Here is a 15508-nt window from a genome sequence, read left to right as displayed (position 1 = left end):
GAAGAGAAAACAGAAATGCCCACCAACACCCCCACCGCCCTGAACACCGCGCCCAATTTCCACGAAACCGGCCGCCGATTCTTCCGCGACTTTTCGCCTGGCGACGAGTTTTATGAACACCTGATCGACGCGCACAACGGCCTGAGCGACGAACAAAGCGAGGCGCTCAACGCCCGCCTGATCTTGCTGCTGGCCAACCACATTGGCGACTTGCGCGTGTTGCGCGAGGCGTTGCAGGCTGCCCGCCAAACCGACTGAGGTCTTTGAAAGGCCGCTAAAAACCCACCGCATCCACCGCGTCGCCTGCAGACGCCAGAGACGCGATCCGTGAGGGAGCCCCGCCCTCGGGGCGATTCCTTGTGGTGTGCGAGGCTTTTCGCGACGGGGGCGTCGCTCCTACATGGGAGATGCCCCGCATTTTGTAGGAGCCCCGCCCTCGGGGCGATGCTTAGGGGTGTGCGAGGCTTTTCGCGACGAGGGCGTCGCTCCTACAGGGGGAGATGCCCTGCTTTTTGTAGGAGCCCCGCCCTCGGGGCGATGCTTAGGGGTCTGCGAGACTTATCGCGACGGGGGCGTCGCTCCTACAAGGGAGATGCCCCGCATTTTGTAGGAGCCCCGCCCTCGGGGCGATGCTTGGTGGTGTGCGAGGGTGATCGCGACGGGGGCGTCGCTCCTACAGGGGAGATGCCCTGCTTTTTGTAGGAGCCCCGCCCTCGGAGCGATGCTTGGGGGTGTGCGAGGGTGATCGCGACGGGGGCGTCGCTCCTACAAAAAAGTGTTGATGCGAAGGTCACAGGGGGGGATGCCTGGTTGACGTCAGGCAAGCAGTCAACCCGAGGCCACTCAATGGTTTGCAGCCGCCGCTTGACGTTTTCGCTTGGCCAGTATTCGTGCTGAGTTGAGTCCGGTGAGGACCATGATGGGCCACAAGAAACTGCAGACCAAGGCCCACAACACGCGACCGCCCAAGGTGGAGCCCCCTTGGGGTGTCTCGACCTTGTGCGGCCCTTCGCTGAAGATGTGCTGATAAGAATACGTCGAGAGACCAAATACTGCGCCAAACAAGAGGAACAGTGCTATGTAGATGTTCAAGGCCATCTCCTGGTTGAAAGCCATCAGGGACCGCCGAGGTGCGCGGTTTCATGGCCTCGGGTTGCATGTTCGATCAGTGTAATGTCGAACTGACTTTCAATAGTGTAAATATCTGATTACAGACAGGGTTTATTGATCTGCCCAATGACTTTTTCCGTGTGACCGACGCCCCTCGTCGCGATCAAGCTTCGCAGAACACCAAGAATCGCCCCGGGGGCGGGGCTCCTACAAAAGGTAGTGCAATCCCCCGTAGGAGCGACGCCCTCGTCGCGATCAAGCCTCGCAGACCACCAAGAATCGCCCCGAGGGCGGGGCTCCTACAAAACGCAGGGCACCCCCCCGTAGGAGCGACGCCCTCGTCGCGATCAAGCTTCGCAGACCACCGCCCATCGCCCCGAGGGCGGGGCTCCTACAAAATGCAGGGCACTCCCCCGATAGGGGTAGGAAAGGCCAAGGCCTCCCCTCCCTCCGAACCGTGCGTGCGGTTTTCCCGCACACGGCTCTCCAGTCAGTGGTTTCCACATCGGGATTGGCTCGCTTTCAATCGGACCTGCGTCATGGTGAACAGCCCCAACTCTGCGAAGTACGCGTTTGGCCATCATTGACCAATTGTTTCCTTTGACGCCGTTGCCCAGCGCCGCCAACATACGATCCGTCCAGACTTCACGGTCCACCCATGCCCATTGGGCAGGGTCTGACTCGGCTTGTTTAGCCCTAAGAGGCACTGCCACCGTTTCGCTTTCGCTCTCGTTCATCTCTGTCCTTTTCGTATCCACTTTCCTGCCACCCTTGGCTCATGCGGCTTTCCTATTCCGCATTTCTCAGGCTGCCGTCTGCTCGGTTTAGGCTCAAGGGGCGCACCCCGGTCATTTCAAACTCTCGTTTGCACACACCGTTTCCAGTGCGGTTTGGCCCTGTCTGCTCTGGCAGCCCATCGCTACTACGATGGCTCTGACTGCTGCAGCCCGTCACCTCAGGCCACAGCTCTCCCCGCTTATCTCACGCACACTTCCTGACGTTGCGCCTCCAACCACATGGGTGGCCCGCATGTCGTTTTATCCACCAAAACAACGCATGCGATGTGTTTCAGGCTTCGCCTTCTCCTAGCCAGCTCGCCGCCACTCCCTGCCGAATCGAGTTCGCTTTACTGCGCACCGCCAGTTCGCCTCCGGTTGCTCTCCACCCCGCTTCGCAGCGACGCAGTTACCTTCGACTACGGGGCCTTGGCTTACCCCGACATGGACTCTCACCATGCTGTGTACGCGCCTTCACGGGCGCACTAGGAGCGACGCCCCCGTCGCGAAAACCCTCGCAGACCACACCCCATCGCCCCGAGGGCGGGGCTCCCACACAATGCAGGGCATGCCCTTTGTGGGCGCGACGCCCCCGTCGCGATCAACTTGCAGGGCATACCCCCTGTAGGAGCGACGCCCCCGTCGCGAAAACCCTCGCAGACCACGCACCCTCGCCCCGAGGGCGGGGCTCCTACACAGTGCAGGACATACCCGTTGCGCGATACTTCATCAAACTGGACTCAATCCGTCTGGATCAGGCCATCCACCACCTGGATGGTCTTGTCGCAGCGCCTGCCCAGCTCGGGGTTGTGTGTGACCAGCAGCACGGTGGTGCCCTGCTCTTGGTTGATGCGGCGCAGCAGCGCAAACACGGCATCTGCACTTTTGGTGTCCAGGTTGCCGGTAGGCTCATCGGCCAAGAGCAAGGCCGGGTTCATGGCCAAGGCACGGGCCAAAGACACACGCTGTTGCTGCCCGCCGCTCAAGTTGTTGGCCATGTTGTTTTTCCAAGGCGTCAGGCCCACACTCTCCAACAAGGCTTCGGCCCGCTCGCGCATGGCCTGATTCGGGAAGCCTGCAGCACCCAGCAGGGGCATCATCACGTTCTCGAGTGCCGTGAAGGCCGAGATCAGGTGGTGGTACTGGAACACAAAGCCAATGTGGTGGCCGCGCAAGCGCGTCAGGGCTTGGTCGGCCAACAGCGTGGTTTCTTCGCCCGCCATCTGCAGCAGGCCCGAGGTGGGCCGGTCCAGCAAACCGATGATGTTGAGCAAGGTGCTCTTGCCCGAGCCCGAGGGCCCCATCACCGCACAAAAGTCGCCCCGGTGCAGCGTCAGGTCAATGCCGTGCAGCACCTCGGTCTCGATGCCGGTGCCCACGTTGAAGGCTTTGCGCACGCCTTGCAAGCGCACCACCACATCCGACTTATCCATGGATCGCCTCCACCGGGTCCAGACGCGCCGCCCTCAAGGCTGGCGCATAGGCTGCGGCCAAGCCCGTCAGTGTGGCCAGTCCCAGCGCCAGCGCAAACAAGGTCGGGTCGAGCACCAGCGGAAACAGCGACGTGCCATCGGCATTCAAGGCCAGGTGCTGCCACAGCACCAGCCCCAAAGCACCCACCACGCAGCCCAGCACCGCGCCACCCCAGCCCAGCAAGCCGCCTTGCAACAAAAACACGCGCAGCACCTGCCCGCGTGAAATGCCCATGGCCCGCATGATCCCGATCTCGCGCGACTTTTGCACCACCGACACCACCAGCACGCTGGCAATGCCAAAGGCCACCGACAGGCCCACAAAAAACCGGATGGCCGTGTTGGCGGTGCTTTGCGCACTCACCGCTGCAAAAAACTGTGCCCCGGTCTTGATCCAGCTGTCGGCCTGCACCCCGGTGGCCACCTGAATGCGCTGGGCGATGACTTCGGCCGCGTACACATCGCGCACGGTGACTTCGATGCTGGTCACCCCACCCAGCAAGCCCAGCAGGCTTTGGGCGGTGCGCAGCGCCACAAAGGTGCTGCGCTGGTTGGCCCCCTTGTTGCCCAGGTCAAACACGCCGCTGATGGTCAAGGTGGTGGCCACGCCTGCGGCATTGGTCACGCGCAGTTTGTCGCCCACATCCACGCCCAAGTCGCTGGCCAGATCGGTGCCGATCAACATGTCTTGCCCCGTCAGGCGTGGGGTGCCGCGCACGATTTTGTCGGGCAGCTTGACGATCTGGAAATAGCCCTCGGGCTCCACCCCCGTCAGACCGATCGCCCGGCTGGCACTGCCACGCACCGCCAGCGCCGAGCCGCCGACCACGGGCGAGACCACCGTCACATCGGGCATGTCGCGCACCGTGGTGATCAAGGATTGCCATTGGTCCATCGATTTGAGCCTTTGCAAAGGCGGCTGCACGATGGCGGCATTCACCTCGCTGGGCGTGGCCGTGTGCAAAGTGCGGGTGAACTCTTGGGGCGGCAAAAGCTGAATGTGCGCCTGCGCCGACAGCACCCGCGCGATGAAGTTGCCCTGCAAGCCCGCCATCAGCGCCGACATGAACACGATCACGCCCACCCCAATGGCCACGCCCACCAAAATGAACACCGTCTGCATGCGGCCTTCACGCAAAAAGCGGATGGCCACAATCCATTCAAAGGGTACCCAAGGCTTGAACATGCTGCGGCCCAATCAAGGTTGCGCACGCACGCGCTGGCCTTCGCGCAAAGCAATGGGCGATGTGATCACGGCATCGCCCTCGCGCAAGCCGTCCAGCACCTCGACCCACGCGCCACCGCGCAAGCCCAGCCGCACCGGGCGGCGCACCGCATGACCCGCATCGCGCAGCCACACCCAAGGCGCGGGTCCGTTGATGTCGTTGACGTGCCCCACCTGCAAGGCCAACACCTGCGCTTTGCGTGCCACCACCAAGTCCACCGAGACGGTCATGTCCTGCCGCAAGGTTTGAACAGGTTCACTGACATCGAGCTTGACCTCCACCGCGCCCGTCTGGGCATTGATGCCGGGGTTGATGTAGGCCACTTGGGCCTTGAATTTTTGCTGCGGGTAGGCATCGGCCGAGGCCAATGCCTGCTGCCCCAATGCGATCCAACGCAGGTTCTTTTCATCGATCTGCACCACCAGCTGCGTGGCCCCTTCGGGTGACAAAGTCATCAAGACCTTGCCCGCTTGCACCACATCGCCCACCTCCACGCTGCGGCCAATCAGCTGCCCGCTCACGGGCACCTTGATCACCGCATAGCGGGCTTTGGCCCTGACCCCTTCGGCGTTGGCCTGCGCCTCGGCCACAGCGCCCGTGGCCAGGCTGTGCTCAGCACCGCCAGCCTGGGTCGAGGCCACTTGTTTTTGCGCGGCCAACACTTGGGCTTCGGCCAGAGCCAAGGCCTTGTGCGACTCGTCCAGCGCCGCCTGGCCAATGAAGCCCTGCTCGAACAAAGCCAAATTGCGCTGCCCGCTGGCCCGCGCCGCGTCCAGACTGGCCTGGGCCTGACGCAGCGTTTGCTGCACCACCGGCCCCTGCAAGTCGTTCAACTGCCGCAACCTGCCCTTGGCCTGCATCACGGCCTGCTCGGCCTGCCGCTGGGCAGACTCCAGCTCGGTGCTGGCCAATTCAATCAGCACATCGCCCGCCTTGACCACCTGCCCTTCGGCCACAGGCACACGCGCCACTGTCCCGGTGATCTGCGCGCCGATGTCCACCCGGTGCGGTGTCTCCACCCGGCCACTGGCCACCACGGTTTGCAACAAATCACGGCGCTGCACCGCCTCGGTCTGCACCTGAGGCCCCACCCACCAGCGCAGTGCGGTAGCGCCCAAAAAAAGGAACAGCACGCCCCACAACAATTGGCCGATGTGTGGGCGAATCCAGGACCAAACAGCATTCATGCGGCCCATTGTGGGGGTCCCATGCGTTGAGCTTGATGATCCAGGTCAAGAAGACACCCTGCGCAGGTCTTGCGTCAGGCAACTGAGCAACAATAAGGACTGTCCCTTCTTGACACCTTCCTTATCCTTATGAAAAAAATACTGCTTTTGGGTTCTGGTGAACTTGGCAAAGAATTCGTCATCAGCGCCAAACGCCTGGGTTGCCACGTCATCGCCTGCGACAGCTATGCGGGTGCTCCTGCCATGCAAGTGGCCGACGAGTTTTGCGTGTTCAGCATGCTCGACGAAGCCCCACTGCGCGCCGCGATTGCCCAATACCAGCCCGATTTGATCGTCCCCGAGATCGAAGCCATCCGCACCGAAGTGCTGCTCGATGTGGAAAAAGAAGGCTTTGAAGTCATCCCCAGCGCCCGCGCCGCCAACTTGACCATGAACCGCGACCGCATCCGCGACGTGGCCGTGGGCCTGGGCGTGCGCACCGCCAAGTTCAGCTATGCCGACTCGGCCGCCGAACTGCTGGCACGCGCCACCGACATTGGTTTTCCCGTTGTCATCAAGCCGGTCATGAGCTCATCGGGCAAGGGCCAAAGCGTGGCCAAAAACGCTGCCGATGTGCAAACCAGTTGGGACTATGCCTGCGCGGGCATGCGCGGCGACCGCCAAAAAGTCATCGTCGAAGAATTCATTCACTTTGACTATGAAATCACCCTGCTGACCGTGCGTCAGCGCAAAGGCCCCACGCTGTTTTGTCCCCCCATTGGCCATGTGCAAGAGCGCGGCGATTACCAATACAGCTGGCAGCCTCAGGGCATGAAACCCGAGCATCTGCTCGCAGCGCAGCAAATGGCCGAAAAAGTCACCACCGACTTGGGCGGCGCGGGCCTGTTTGGCGTGGAGTTTTTTGTCACGCCAACCGAAGTGATCTTCAGCGAGCTCAGCCCCCGACCACACGACACCGGCATGGTGACGCTCATCAGCCAGAACCTGAGCGAATTCGATTTGCACGCCCGCGCCATTTTGGGCCTGCCGATTCCACAGATCGACTGCGTGGAAGGTGCCAGCGCCGTGGTGCTGGCCGACAAGGAAGGCACACACCCCCGATTCACCGGCGTAGAAGAGGCGCTCAGCGAGCCCGGTGTCGATGTGCGTTTGTTTGGCAAGCCCACCACCCGGCCTTACAGGCGCATGGCCGTGGCCTTGGCCCAAGGCCCCCAAGCCCTGCAAAGGGCGCGGGACGCTGCCGCCAAAATCCGCGTGGTGGTTTGAACGTTCATGTCCAAGACCATTCTCATCACGGGGGGTGCGGGCTACATCGGCTCGCACACTGCCGTTGAACTCCTGAACGCGGGTCACCGCGTTGTCATCGTGGACAACCTGGGCAACAGCAGCATCGAGGTGCTGGGCCGCATCCAGGCGTTGGCCAGTGGGCACTTGAGCTTTGTGCAGGCCGATGTGCGCGATGGTGCGGCACTCGATCAGATTTTCAAAGACCACCCCATCGAGGGCGTGATCCATTTTGCGGGCCTCAAAGCTGTGGGCGAATCGGTGGCTCAGCCTGTGCGCTACTTTGACAACAACATTGGCAGCACCCTGGCCCTGTTGCAAGCCATGGACCGTGCAGACGTTCGCCGCATCGTGTTCAGTTCATCGGCCACGGTTTATGGCGACCCCGATCAGGTCCCCATCCACGAAGCCAGCCCTTTGCGCGTGACCAACCCCTATGGGCGCACCAAGCTCATGTGCGAGGACATCTTGCGCGACCTGCAGGCCTCAGATGCCCGCTGGCAAGTGGCCATCCTGCGTTACTTCAACCCGGTGGGGGCGCACATCAGCGGCCGCATCGGCGAACACCCCAACGGCATTCCCAACAACTTGATGCCCTTCATCACCCAAGTGGCGGTGGGTCAACGCGAGTTTTTGAGCATTTTTGGCCAGGACTACCCCACGCCCGATGGCACGGGCGTGCGCGACTACATCCATGTGGTCGATCTGGCCTTGGGCCATTTGGCTGCGCTGAATTACCTGGAAAAGCAGCAAGCCAGCATCACGGTCAACCTGGGCACTGGGCGCGGTGTCAGTGTCAAGGAATTGGCCGACACCTTTGCCCGCGTCACAGGTGTGCCCGTGCCCTACCGGTTTGTTGCACGCCGCCCGGGCGATGTGGCGGCCTGCTATGCCGACACCCAGCTGGCCCGCCAAGCTCTGGGCTGGCAGGCCCAGTTGGGTGTGGAGCGCATGTGCGAAGACGCATGGCGCTGGCAGTCGCAAAATCCCAAGGGGTATTGAGGGCCAGCTTCAGGCAAATTTTTCGGCTTGGTCCCACAGGTGCGCTGCTGCGTCTTTCGCCGCCAATTGAGGCAGGCCCTGCATGGGCCACTCGATGCCAAGGGTGGGATCGTCCCAGCGCAGGCTGCGCTCGTGCGCGGGGTACCAATAATCGGTGGTTTTGTACAAAAATTCGGCCGTTTCGCTCAGCACCACAAAGCCGTGTGCAAAGCCTGGCGGCACCCACAGTTGCTGGTGTTTGTCCGCATCCAGATACACCCCCACCCATTGGCCCAAGGTGGCTGAGCTTTGGCGCAAATCCACCGCCACATCAAAAACCCGGCCCTGCACCACCCGCACCAGCTTGCCTTGGGGATTTTGAATCTGGTAGTGCAAACCGCGCAGCACGCCTTGCGCCGACTTGCTGTGGTTGTCTTGCACAAAAGGCAGGTTCACACCGGTCTTCTCGGCAAAGTCACGCTGGTTAAAGGATTCGAAGAAAAAACCACGCGCATCACCAAACACCTGGGGCTCTAGGATCAGGACTTCAGGGATGGCGGTGGGGGTGACGGTGTAAGGCATGACGTGGAACCTGCGAGGTCGGAGGCCAATGCCCCGAGATGGATTTTTCAAACACGCAGGTCGGCGTTCAAACCACCGACTTGCGAGGCATTCATTTGAGCAAGTTCAGCAAATACTGACCGTAGCCGTTTTTGGCCAAGGGGGCCGCCAGTTTTTGAACGGCCGCCGCGTCGATCCACTTTTGCGTGAACGCAATTTCCTCAGGGCAAGCCACCATCAAGCCTTGGCGCTTTTGCAGCGTGGCAATAAAGCCCGCGGCTTCGAGCAAACTGTCATGTGTGCCCGTGTCCAGCCAGGCATAGCCCCGGCCCATGATCTCGACGTTCAATTGGCCCAGTTCCAGGTAGCGTTTGTTCACGTCGGTGATTTCAAGCTCGCCGCGTGGCGAGGGCTGGATGTCAGCGGCGATGTCGCACACCTGTTGGTCGTAGAAATACAGGCCCGTGACGGCATAGTTGCTTTTGGGCGTCTTGGGCTTTTCCTCAATGGTCAGTGCACGCTGCTGTGCGTCAAAATCCACCACACCATAGCGCTCAGGGTCGTGCACATGGTAGGCAAACACGCTGGCTCCGCTGCTGCGCTGGTTGGCATTGGCCAAGAGCTTGACCAGGTCATGGCCGTAATAAATGTTGTCGCCCAACACCAAGGCGCTCGGATCGTTGCCCACAAAATCCTTGCCAATGATGAAGGCTTGTGCCAAACCGTCGGGGCTGGGCTGCACCGCGTACTGGATGTTCATGCCCCACTGGCTGCCGTCGCCCAGCAGCTCGGCAAAACGTGGCGTGTCTTGCGGCGTGCTGATGAGCAGCACATCGCGGATGCCCGCCAGCATGAGCGTGGTCAGCGGGTAATACACCATGGGCTTGTCGTACACCGGCATGAGCTGCTTGCTCACCGCTTGGGTCACGGGGTACAGGCGGGTGCCGGAGCCGCCTGCGAGGATGATGCCTTTTCGATTGATCATGATTCATTTTATATGAATGGCCTGCTGTGACGGCCTGGCGGTCTTCACACTTGAACCGCGTTTTTGCAGGGTTCTCTCGCCCTCGGATTAAAACCATTTGAAATAAAGAAATTGACTTATAGTCGAAAGAGGAATATGATCAGGCTCTTCTGGCGGTTTTCAAAGGCTTTATGGCCTGAAATGTTGCCAGATTGTTTTTTTCGATTGAACTCGAACTGCACGTCTTGCTGAGCTGCAAGACCTGTATTTTTCTCAACAGCTCTCAGCAAACCCCTGGATGGTTTGCCATTTGTTTGATTTGATTTCTCAGCTGACTCCCCGCACCGGCACCACCGTCGCTTTGCCGCCGACATCTCCGTTCAATGGGGTCCACGCCCGCAAGCCAGCGCGTTGCCTTTCTCGGCATGTGTTGGCAAGTCTGCAAGGCCTGGACTTGAAGCCCAACGAGGCCCCCAAACCGTGTGCCTCAACCCAACTGGCGGCACGTCGGGTTCTTGACCTGACACGCGACTGGCTGCAAACAAGCCCACGCACCCCATAAATGTGCCCATGCCGCAAGGCAAGGCACTTTTCCTGGCGGAATCTTCTCAGAAACCGCTTTTCCCCTGCAAGCCGTTTTGTCCTCAAAACTGGCTTGCCACTCTCTGAAAGGCTCAACCATGAGCAGCAAAATTTACGTAGGCAACTTGCCTTACACCATCGACGACGCCAGCTTGCGTCAAAATTTTTCCGAGTTTGGCGGCGTCTTGTCAGCCAAAGTCATGATGGACCGTGACACCGGTCGCTCCAAAGGCTTCGCTTTCGTTGAAATGTCCAGCGCTGAAGAAGCCCAAGCTGCCATCACAGGCCTGAACGGCATGTCGGTCGGTGGTCGCTCCATTGTGGTGAACATCTCCAAGCCCAAAGAGCCCAGCACAGGCTATGGCAGCGGTTACCGCGACAACCGCAACTGATCTTTTTCAGTTGCCCCAAAAAGCCGCTGCAAAGCGGCTTTTTTTTCGGGCGTGCAAGCCTGACCCGCAGGCCAAGGCCCTCAGTGAACGGCGTTGAACTGCAGCGCTGCGAGGCTGGCATACAAGCCGCCTTTGGCTTGCAACTCGGCGTGTGTGCCCTGCTCCATCAGCCGGCCACGCTCGAGCACCCAGATCACATCGGCGCGTTGCACCGTGGCCAGGCGGTGGGCAATGACCAAGGTGGTGCGCCCAACCATGGCTTTGTCCAGTGCGGCTTGCACCATTTTTTCGCTTTGTGCATCCAGCGCACTGGTGGCTTCGTCCAACAGTAAAAGTGGGGGGTTTTTGAGAATGGCCCGCGCAATCGCGATGCGCTGGCGCTGCCCACCCGACAAACGCACGCCCCGGTCACCTAAATAGGTGTCAAAACCCTCGGGCAGCTCGCGGATGAACTCTTGCGCATAAGCCGCCTCGGCAGCGGCGTGCACCTCTTCCAAGCTGGCCTCGGGTCGGCCATAGCGGATGTTCTCGATGACTGTGCCCGAAAAAATCACTGGCTCCTGGGGCACGATGGCCATGCGGTGACGCAAGTCGTGCAGGTCCATTTGCTCAATCGGCACGCCATCGAGGACGATGCGGCCCGATTGCGGGTCGTGAAAGCGCATCAACAAATCAAACAAAGTGGTTTTGCCGGCACCACTGGGGCCCACCACGGCCACAGTCTGCCCGGAGTGGATCTGGCCTGAAAGCTGGTCCAGCGCCCAGGTGTCGGGGCGCGAAGGGTAATGAAATCGGACCGACTCGAGGTGCAAGGATGAGCCCCCTTGCGGCCAGAGCGCTTTTTGCGGCTGAGCAGCCATCTTGAGGTTGGACTCGGTGTGCAGCAACTCCATCAAGCGCTCGGTCGCACCGGCTGCTCGCAACAAATCACCATAAACCTCGCCCAGCACCGCAAAGGCACTGGCCAGCAAGATGACGTAAAACACCGTCTCGCCCAGCTGGCCCGCCGTGCTGGTACCTGCCCGCACGGCCAGCGTGCCCATGTACAAACCCCAAAGCAGCACGGCACTGGAGGCCATGATGATGAAGCCCACCAGCACTGCGCGTGCCCGAATGCGCCCCAGCGCCGTGCCCAAGGCCCGTGCGGTGGACGCTACAAAACGATCGGTTTCACGGTCCTCGGCGGTGTAACTTTGCACCACGCTGATGGCATTGAGCACTTCAGAGGCAATGGCGCTCGAATCGGCCACCCGGTCCTGGTTGGCTCGCGACAAACGCCGCACGCGTCGGCCCAAATACACGCTCGGAAAAATGACCGCTGCCAACACGGCCACCACCTGCAACATGAGCACCGGGTTGGTCCACACCAGCATGATCAGCGCCCCCGCTCCCATGACCAGATTGCGCAAGCCCATCGAGAACGAAGACCCCACCACGGTTTGCACCAAGGTGGTGTCATTGGTCAGCCGCGAGAGCACTTCGCCCGACTGGGTGGTTTCAAAAAAGGCAGGACTTTGCTTGAGCACATGGCCGTAGACCGCATTACGCAGGTCGCCTGTGATGCGCTCACCCAGCCAACTCACGGTGTAGTAGCGCCCCGAAGAAAAAACCGCCAAAGCCACGGCCACACCAAACAGCTGCAAAAAATTGCCGGACAACTGCTCGGCCGAAGCACCACTGGCCAAACCCTTGTCAATCAACTGCCGCAAAACCCAAGGGAACGCCAGTGTGGTCGCTGCCGCCAGCAACAAAAACAAAGCGGCAAAGCCCATGGCCATGCGGTAGGGCTTGATAAACGGGGCCAGGCCCGAAAGCGATTTGGGAGATGTAGCCATGGACGATCAAAAACCAATGCAAAAACAAGGAACACAAGCAGCCCGTCAAGCATAACGGCAAACCCAGCCCCATTGGGGTCTACCCCCCCAAGCCGATGGCGGGAGTGCCGCGCTGTGCTGTGCGGGCGGCCAGATCCATCAGCGCCAAGCAGGGCTCACAGATCGATCACCACATTGCCCACCGTTTGCCCGGCTTCAACCGTGACGTGCGCCTGGGCCACTTGGTCCAGCGCAAACCGCGCCCCGATGCTGTGCTGCAATGACTGAGCAGCCAAGAGCTCAGACAAGCGGGCCACCGCCCTTTGGCGATCCGCAGGCGTCAGGTCATAGACCAGGAAAAATTTGACCCCCATCGATTGGTACAACCAAGGCCGAAACGGCAGCGGAACAGACAGCGCGTTGGAGCCGTAGCACACCACTTGCCCGTGCGCAGCCAAAGCCCCCTCACTGGCCCAAGCCGCTGTGGTCGAAAAATCCATGTCGATGATCACATCGGCACCTCGGCCTTGGGTCAAGGCCTTGACCCGCTCAGGCACTGACTCGGTTTTGTAAAAAATCGCCTCTTGCAGGCCTGCAGCTTGGGCATGGGCCGCTTTGGCCTCAGAGCCAACGGTGCCCATCACCCGAGCTCCAAGCTGCGTCACCATTTGGGTGATGTAGTGGCCCACGGCCGATGAGGCCCCGGTGACCAGCACCGTTTGCCCGCGCAAATCGCCGCTCAAGCGCTCCGCCAAAATCACCGCCTGCACCGCCGTCAAACCAGGGATGCCCATGCAAGCTCCAGCGGCAAAATCGACGCTGTCAGGCAGTTGCACCGCCTGCGCGGCAGGCACAGCGATGTAATCGGCGCAAGTGCCCCAAGGGCGCTGCCACTGACCGTTCCAGATCCAGACCCGCTCACCCACTCGCGCAGCGGGCACGCCCTCACCCACGGCTTCGATCACGCCGGCCCCATCGCTGTGGGGCACGATCAAAGGGTCACTCACAGGGCGTGCGCGGCGCGACTTGACGTCCGAGGGGTTGACACCCGAAGTGGCCAAGCGCACCAGCACCTCGCCAGCTTGCACGCTGGGCTTGGGCAAATCGCCCAACACCATCACATCTTGGGCTTCGCCATTGCGGCTGTACCAGGCTGCTTTCATGAAAATCTCCTCGTTGCAATAAAAATGTTGGCTCAACGCAAGCCATCCCACAAGAGCTTGCACCCCGTGAGGAACATGCCCAAGCGGATCAAGCGATAAAAAAGAGCGGGGTTGATGCGCCGTGCCAATCGAACACCCAACCACACCCCCAAGGGGGCCAAGGGCAAAAGCACCAGCGACGTGGCGAAATTGCGCAGATCCAGCAAACCCAGCCAGGCGTAAGGCAGCCACTTGGCCATGTTGATGAAGAAAAACAAAAATGCCATGGTGCCGGTGAACAAAATCGGCTTGAGCTTCAAGCGCATCACATACGCATTGACCGGTGGCCCCCCCGCATGCGAGATGAAACTGGTGAATCCCGCCGTGGTCAACAAAACAGCGCCCAACCAAGGAGGCGGCGGTGGGCTGTCAGAGCGCGGCTTAAACAGCATTTGCTGTGCCAAAAACAGCAAGGTGAAAGCCCCCACAATGGCCGCCACCAGCTTGGCGTCCAGCAGTTTGAACAACAGGGCCCCGATCACAATGCCCAGCATGGCAAAGGGCAGCATGAACCGCAGCAAAGCCTTGTCCACATCCTTGCGAAACGCCGCCATGCCCAACAAGTCCATGACCAACAAGACGGGCATCAAGATGGCAGCCGCCTGGGGCACAGTGACCGTCAGCGCCATCAGGGGCACCGCCAGCGATCCAAAACCTGCGCCAAAACCGCTTTTGCTCAAACCCAGCATCACCACCGCAGGCGCGGCAATGGCGTAAAAATAGGGATCAGTGATCAGCGGAAAGTTCATGGTGCGACAGCTTTGAAATGATCTTACTGGCCCCACACACCTGCAGCTGTCATGTGTGTATCTGCCCACTTGGCTCCAAAAACCCTGCACCGTGGGAACCTATTGCCCGCGTGTGACACAGCAACACACCCAAGCACCACACAATCGGGCACTTGCTCACTTTTTATTTGGAACCCCATGACTCGCTCCGGCTTGAATGTTCTCGGTGGCGAATTGATGCCTTGCTCTTATGACCCACTCACGGGTTATTTCAGGGACGGTTGCTGCAACACCAGCGACGAAGACGTGGGAACCCATGTGATTTGTGCCAAAGTCACCCAAGCCTTTTTGGATTACTCCAGCGCCCGTGGCAACGACTTGATGACGCCGCGTCCATCACACCGTTTTGCGGGACTGAAAGCCGGAGACCGGTGGTGCCTGTGTGCCCTGAGATGGCTCGAAGCGTTTCAAGCCGGTGTGGCACCCCATGTGGTCCTTGAAAGCACCCACCAAAAAGCCTTGCAGTTCGTGACCCTGGCCCAACTGCGCGAGTTTGCCTGGGTCCCGAATTGATGCCTTACATCATCATGCTGAGCTGAAACACCGAGTTCGGCGCACGGGGCATGACCGGGGCAGGCAGGGGTTTGAGTCGGAACTGACCCATCATCGAGGTCACACGCGCATCCCGTGGCATGAAGGGCACGGCCACATCGGACAGACTTTGCGCCTGCAGCAAGGACTGCATGGTGCTTTGGATGTCGGATTCCAGGTTTTTCATGGGATGCCCCCCTTGCGGGTAAAGCGCATCGAAGCTGTGCACCTCTTCAAAATGCTTGACCACATCCCACAAACTGATGTCTTCAGGATTGCCCCGAATCTGGTAACCGCCCCCCGGGCCTCGGTGGGCGCGGATCAAACCAGCTTCACGCAGCTCTTTCAAAATGGATTCGGTGTACGAAGACGACAAAGACAAGCCACTGGCGATCTCTTCAGTGGTCACGGGCTTGACCACCGCACGCGACGTGATGAACACAGCAATATCAAGGGCTTTGACTGTTTTCTTGAGGATCATGACGTTCTCCGTTAACGATGAGATATTCTATGACCACACAGTCACAAAACAACTCTTAATTTTCAAATCAATTGAAATTAGCTAAAAATGACTTATTTGATATTCACAAAATGGGCTGATTTTCTCTGCTACCTGCATCAAGACCCCCTTTGCACAG

The 15508-nt window shown here is 60.2% G+C and carries 15 protein-coding genes; 5 read left to right on the top strand and 10 right to left on the bottom strand.

The genetic code is table 11. From position 1 onward, the window contains the following. The first annotated feature begins 15 nt into the window (after nucleotides 1–15). The gene (locus tag B9Z48_RS02505; protein WP_089956263.1) at nucleotides 16–258 is read left to right on the top strand and encodes a DUF2783 domain-containing protein; all 243 of its coding nucleotides are present in this window, start codon (nucleotides 16–18) and stop codon (nucleotides 256–258) included. A gap of 585 nt (nucleotides 259–843) precedes the next feature. On the opposite strand, the gene B9Z48_RS02500 is transcribed toward B9Z48_RS02505, so the two are convergent. From B9Z48_RS02500 to B9Z48_RS02480, 4 genes are all read right to left on the bottom strand, one after another. After that, nucleotides 844–1092, bottom strand: coding sequence for a hypothetical protein (locus tag B9Z48_RS02500; RefSeq protein ID WP_146186220.1), 249 nt, complete (start codon nucleotides 1090–1092; stop codon nucleotides 844–846). A gap of 1534 nt (nucleotides 1093–2626) precedes the next feature. After that, nucleotides 2627–3319, bottom strand: coding sequence for an ABC transporter ATP-binding protein (locus B9Z48_RS02490; RefSeq protein ID WP_108377022.1), 693 nt, complete (start codon nucleotides 3317–3319; stop codon nucleotides 2627–2629). Continuing rightward, a complete protein-coding gene (locus tag B9Z48_RS02485; RefSeq protein WP_108377187.1) occupies nucleotides 3312–4544 on the bottom strand; it encodes an FtsX-like permease family protein in 1233 nt (410 codons plus the stop codon). The genes B9Z48_RS02490 and B9Z48_RS02485 overlap by 8 nt, the downstream gene beginning before the upstream one ends. Nucleotides 4545–4556: 12 nt before the next feature. Continuing rightward, a complete protein-coding gene (locus tag B9Z48_RS02480; protein WP_158273194.1) occupies nucleotides 4557–5771 on the bottom strand; it encodes an efflux RND transporter periplasmic adaptor subunit in 1215 nt (404 codons plus the stop codon). A 129-nt stretch (nucleotides 5772–5900) separates the two neighbouring features. On the opposite strand from B9Z48_RS02480, the gene purT reads away from it, so the two are divergent. Together purT and galE are read left to right on the top strand one after the other, a co-directional pair. Next, nucleotides 5901–7037 (top strand): formate-dependent phosphoribosylglycinamide formyltransferase, encoded by a 1137-nt coding sequence (gene purT, locus B9Z48_RS02475; RefSeq protein ID WP_108377020.1) that lies wholly within the window; start codon nucleotides 5901–5903, stop codon nucleotides 7035–7037. A 6-nt stretch (nucleotides 7038–7043) separates the two neighbouring features. After that, nucleotides 7044–8057, top strand: coding sequence for a UDP-glucose 4-epimerase GalE (galE, locus tag B9Z48_RS02470; protein ID WP_108377019.1), 1014 nt, complete (start codon nucleotides 7044–7046; stop codon nucleotides 8055–8057). Between the two features lie 9 nt (nucleotides 8058–8066). Here the strand turns inward: galE and rfbC are convergent, their stop codons facing one another. Both rfbC and rfbA read right to left on the bottom strand, forming a co-directional pair. Then, complete coding sequence (rfbC, locus tag B9Z48_RS02465) at nucleotides 8067–8618, bottom strand: dTDP-4-dehydrorhamnose 3,5-epimerase (protein WP_089952756.1); 552 nt, start codon at nucleotides 8616–8618, stop codon at nucleotides 8067–8069. A gap of 91 nt (nucleotides 8619–8709) precedes the next feature. Further along, on the bottom strand, nucleotides 8710–9579 hold the full coding sequence (gene rfbA / locus B9Z48_RS02460) for a glucose-1-phosphate thymidylyltransferase RfbA (RefSeq protein WP_089953553.1): 870 nt from the start codon (nucleotides 9577–9579) through the stop codon (nucleotides 8710–8712). A gap of 662 nt (nucleotides 9580–10241) precedes the next feature. Between rfbA and B9Z48_RS02455 the strand changes: the two genes are divergently transcribed. Then, entirely contained in the window at nucleotides 10242–10535 is a 294-nt protein-coding gene (locus B9Z48_RS02455) for an RNA-binding protein (RefSeq protein WP_089952758.1), read from the top strand. Between the two features lie 80 nt (nucleotides 10536–10615). On the opposite strand, the gene B9Z48_RS02450 is transcribed toward B9Z48_RS02455, so the two are convergent. The 3 genes from B9Z48_RS02450 to B9Z48_RS02440 form a co-directional block, all read right to left on the bottom strand. Beyond that, the gene (locus B9Z48_RS02450; RefSeq protein WP_108377018.1) at nucleotides 10616–12370 is read right to left on the bottom strand and encodes an ABC transporter transmembrane domain-containing protein; all 1755 of its coding nucleotides are present in this window, start codon (nucleotides 12368–12370) and stop codon (nucleotides 10616–10618) included. 155 nt (nucleotides 12371–12525) lie between these two features. Then, nucleotides 12526–13512 carry an NADPH:quinone reductase gene (locus B9Z48_RS02445; protein ID WP_108377186.1) on the bottom strand — a complete coding sequence of 329 codons (987 nt, stop codon included), beginning with the start codon at nucleotides 13510–13512 and terminating at the stop codon, nucleotides 12526–12528. A 32-nt stretch (nucleotides 13513–13544) separates the two neighbouring features. After that, nucleotides 13545–14300 carry a sulfite exporter TauE/SafE family protein gene (locus tag B9Z48_RS02440; protein WP_089952763.1) on the bottom strand — a complete coding sequence of 252 codons (756 nt, stop codon included), beginning with the start codon at nucleotides 14298–14300 and terminating at the stop codon, nucleotides 13545–13547. 177 nt (nucleotides 14301–14477) lie between these two features. Here B9Z48_RS02440 and B9Z48_RS02435 point away from each other — a divergent pair, with 177 nt between their 5' ends. After that, nucleotides 14478–14852: a DUF2237 family protein gene (locus tag B9Z48_RS02435; protein WP_089952765.1), complete on the top strand. Its 375-nt coding sequence runs from the start codon at nucleotides 14478–14480 to the stop codon at nucleotides 14850–14852. Between the two features lie 4 nt (nucleotides 14853–14856). Here the strand turns inward: B9Z48_RS02435 and B9Z48_RS02430 are convergent, their stop codons facing one another. Then, a complete protein-coding gene (locus B9Z48_RS02430; protein ID WP_089952767.1) occupies nucleotides 14857–15351 on the bottom strand; it encodes an Rrf2 family transcriptional regulator in 495 nt (164 codons plus the stop codon). Between the last annotated feature and the right edge of the window lie 157 nt (nucleotides 15352–15508).

Source organism: Limnohabitans sp. WS1, assembly GCF_003063265.1.
Taxonomy (GTDB): Bacteria; Pseudomonadota; Gammaproteobacteria; order Burkholderiales; family Burkholderiaceae_C; genus Limnohabitans_A.
This window is presented reverse-complemented; position numbering and strand designations above follow the sequence as displayed.

Coding starts and splice junctions, on each gene's coding strand:
- B9Z48_RS02430 (WP_089952767.1), bottom strand. CDS start 15,351: ATGATCCTCAAGAAAACAGTCAAAGCCCTTGATATTGCTGTGTTCATC.
- B9Z48_RS02505 (WP_089956263.1), top strand. CDS start 16: ATGCCCACCAACACCCCCACCGCCCTGAACACCGCGCCCAATTTCCAC.
- B9Z48_RS02450 (WP_108377018.1), bottom strand. CDS start 12,370: ATGGCTACATCTCCCAAATCGCTTTCGGGCCTGGCCCCGTTTATCAAG.
- galE (WP_108377019.1), top strand. CDS start 7,044: ATGTCCAAGACCATTCTCATCACGGGGGGTGCGGGCTACATCGGCTCG.
- B9Z48_RS02440 (WP_089952763.1), bottom strand. CDS start 14,300: ATGAACTTTCCGCTGATCACTGATCCCTATTTTTACGCCATTGCCGCG.
- B9Z48_RS02455 (WP_089952758.1), top strand. CDS start 10,242: ATGAGCAGCAAAATTTACGTAGGCAACTTGCCTTACACCATCGACGAC.
- purT (WP_108377020.1), top strand. CDS start 5,901: ATGAAAAAAATACTGCTTTTGGGTTCTGGTGAACTTGGCAAAGAATTC.
- B9Z48_RS02435 (WP_089952765.1), top strand. CDS start 14,478: ATGACTCGCTCCGGCTTGAATGTTCTCGGTGGCGAATTGATGCCTTGC.
- B9Z48_RS02445 (WP_108377186.1), bottom strand. CDS start 13,512: ATGAAAGCAGCCTGGTACAGCCGCAATGGCGAAGCCCAAGATGTGATG.
- B9Z48_RS02480 (WP_158273194.1), bottom strand. CDS start 5,771: ATGAATGCTGTTTGGTCCTGGATTCGCCCACACATCGGCCAATTGTTG.
- B9Z48_RS02490 (WP_108377022.1), bottom strand. CDS start 3,319: ATGGATAAGTCGGATGTGGTGGTGCGCTTGCAAGGCGTGCGCAAAGCC.
- rfbC (WP_089952756.1), bottom strand. CDS start 8,618: ATGCCTTACACCGTCACCCCCACCGCCATCCCTGAAGTCCTGATCCTA.
- B9Z48_RS02485 (WP_108377187.1), bottom strand. CDS start 4,544: ATGTTCAAGCCTTGGGTACCCTTTGAATGGATTGTGGCCATCCGCTTT.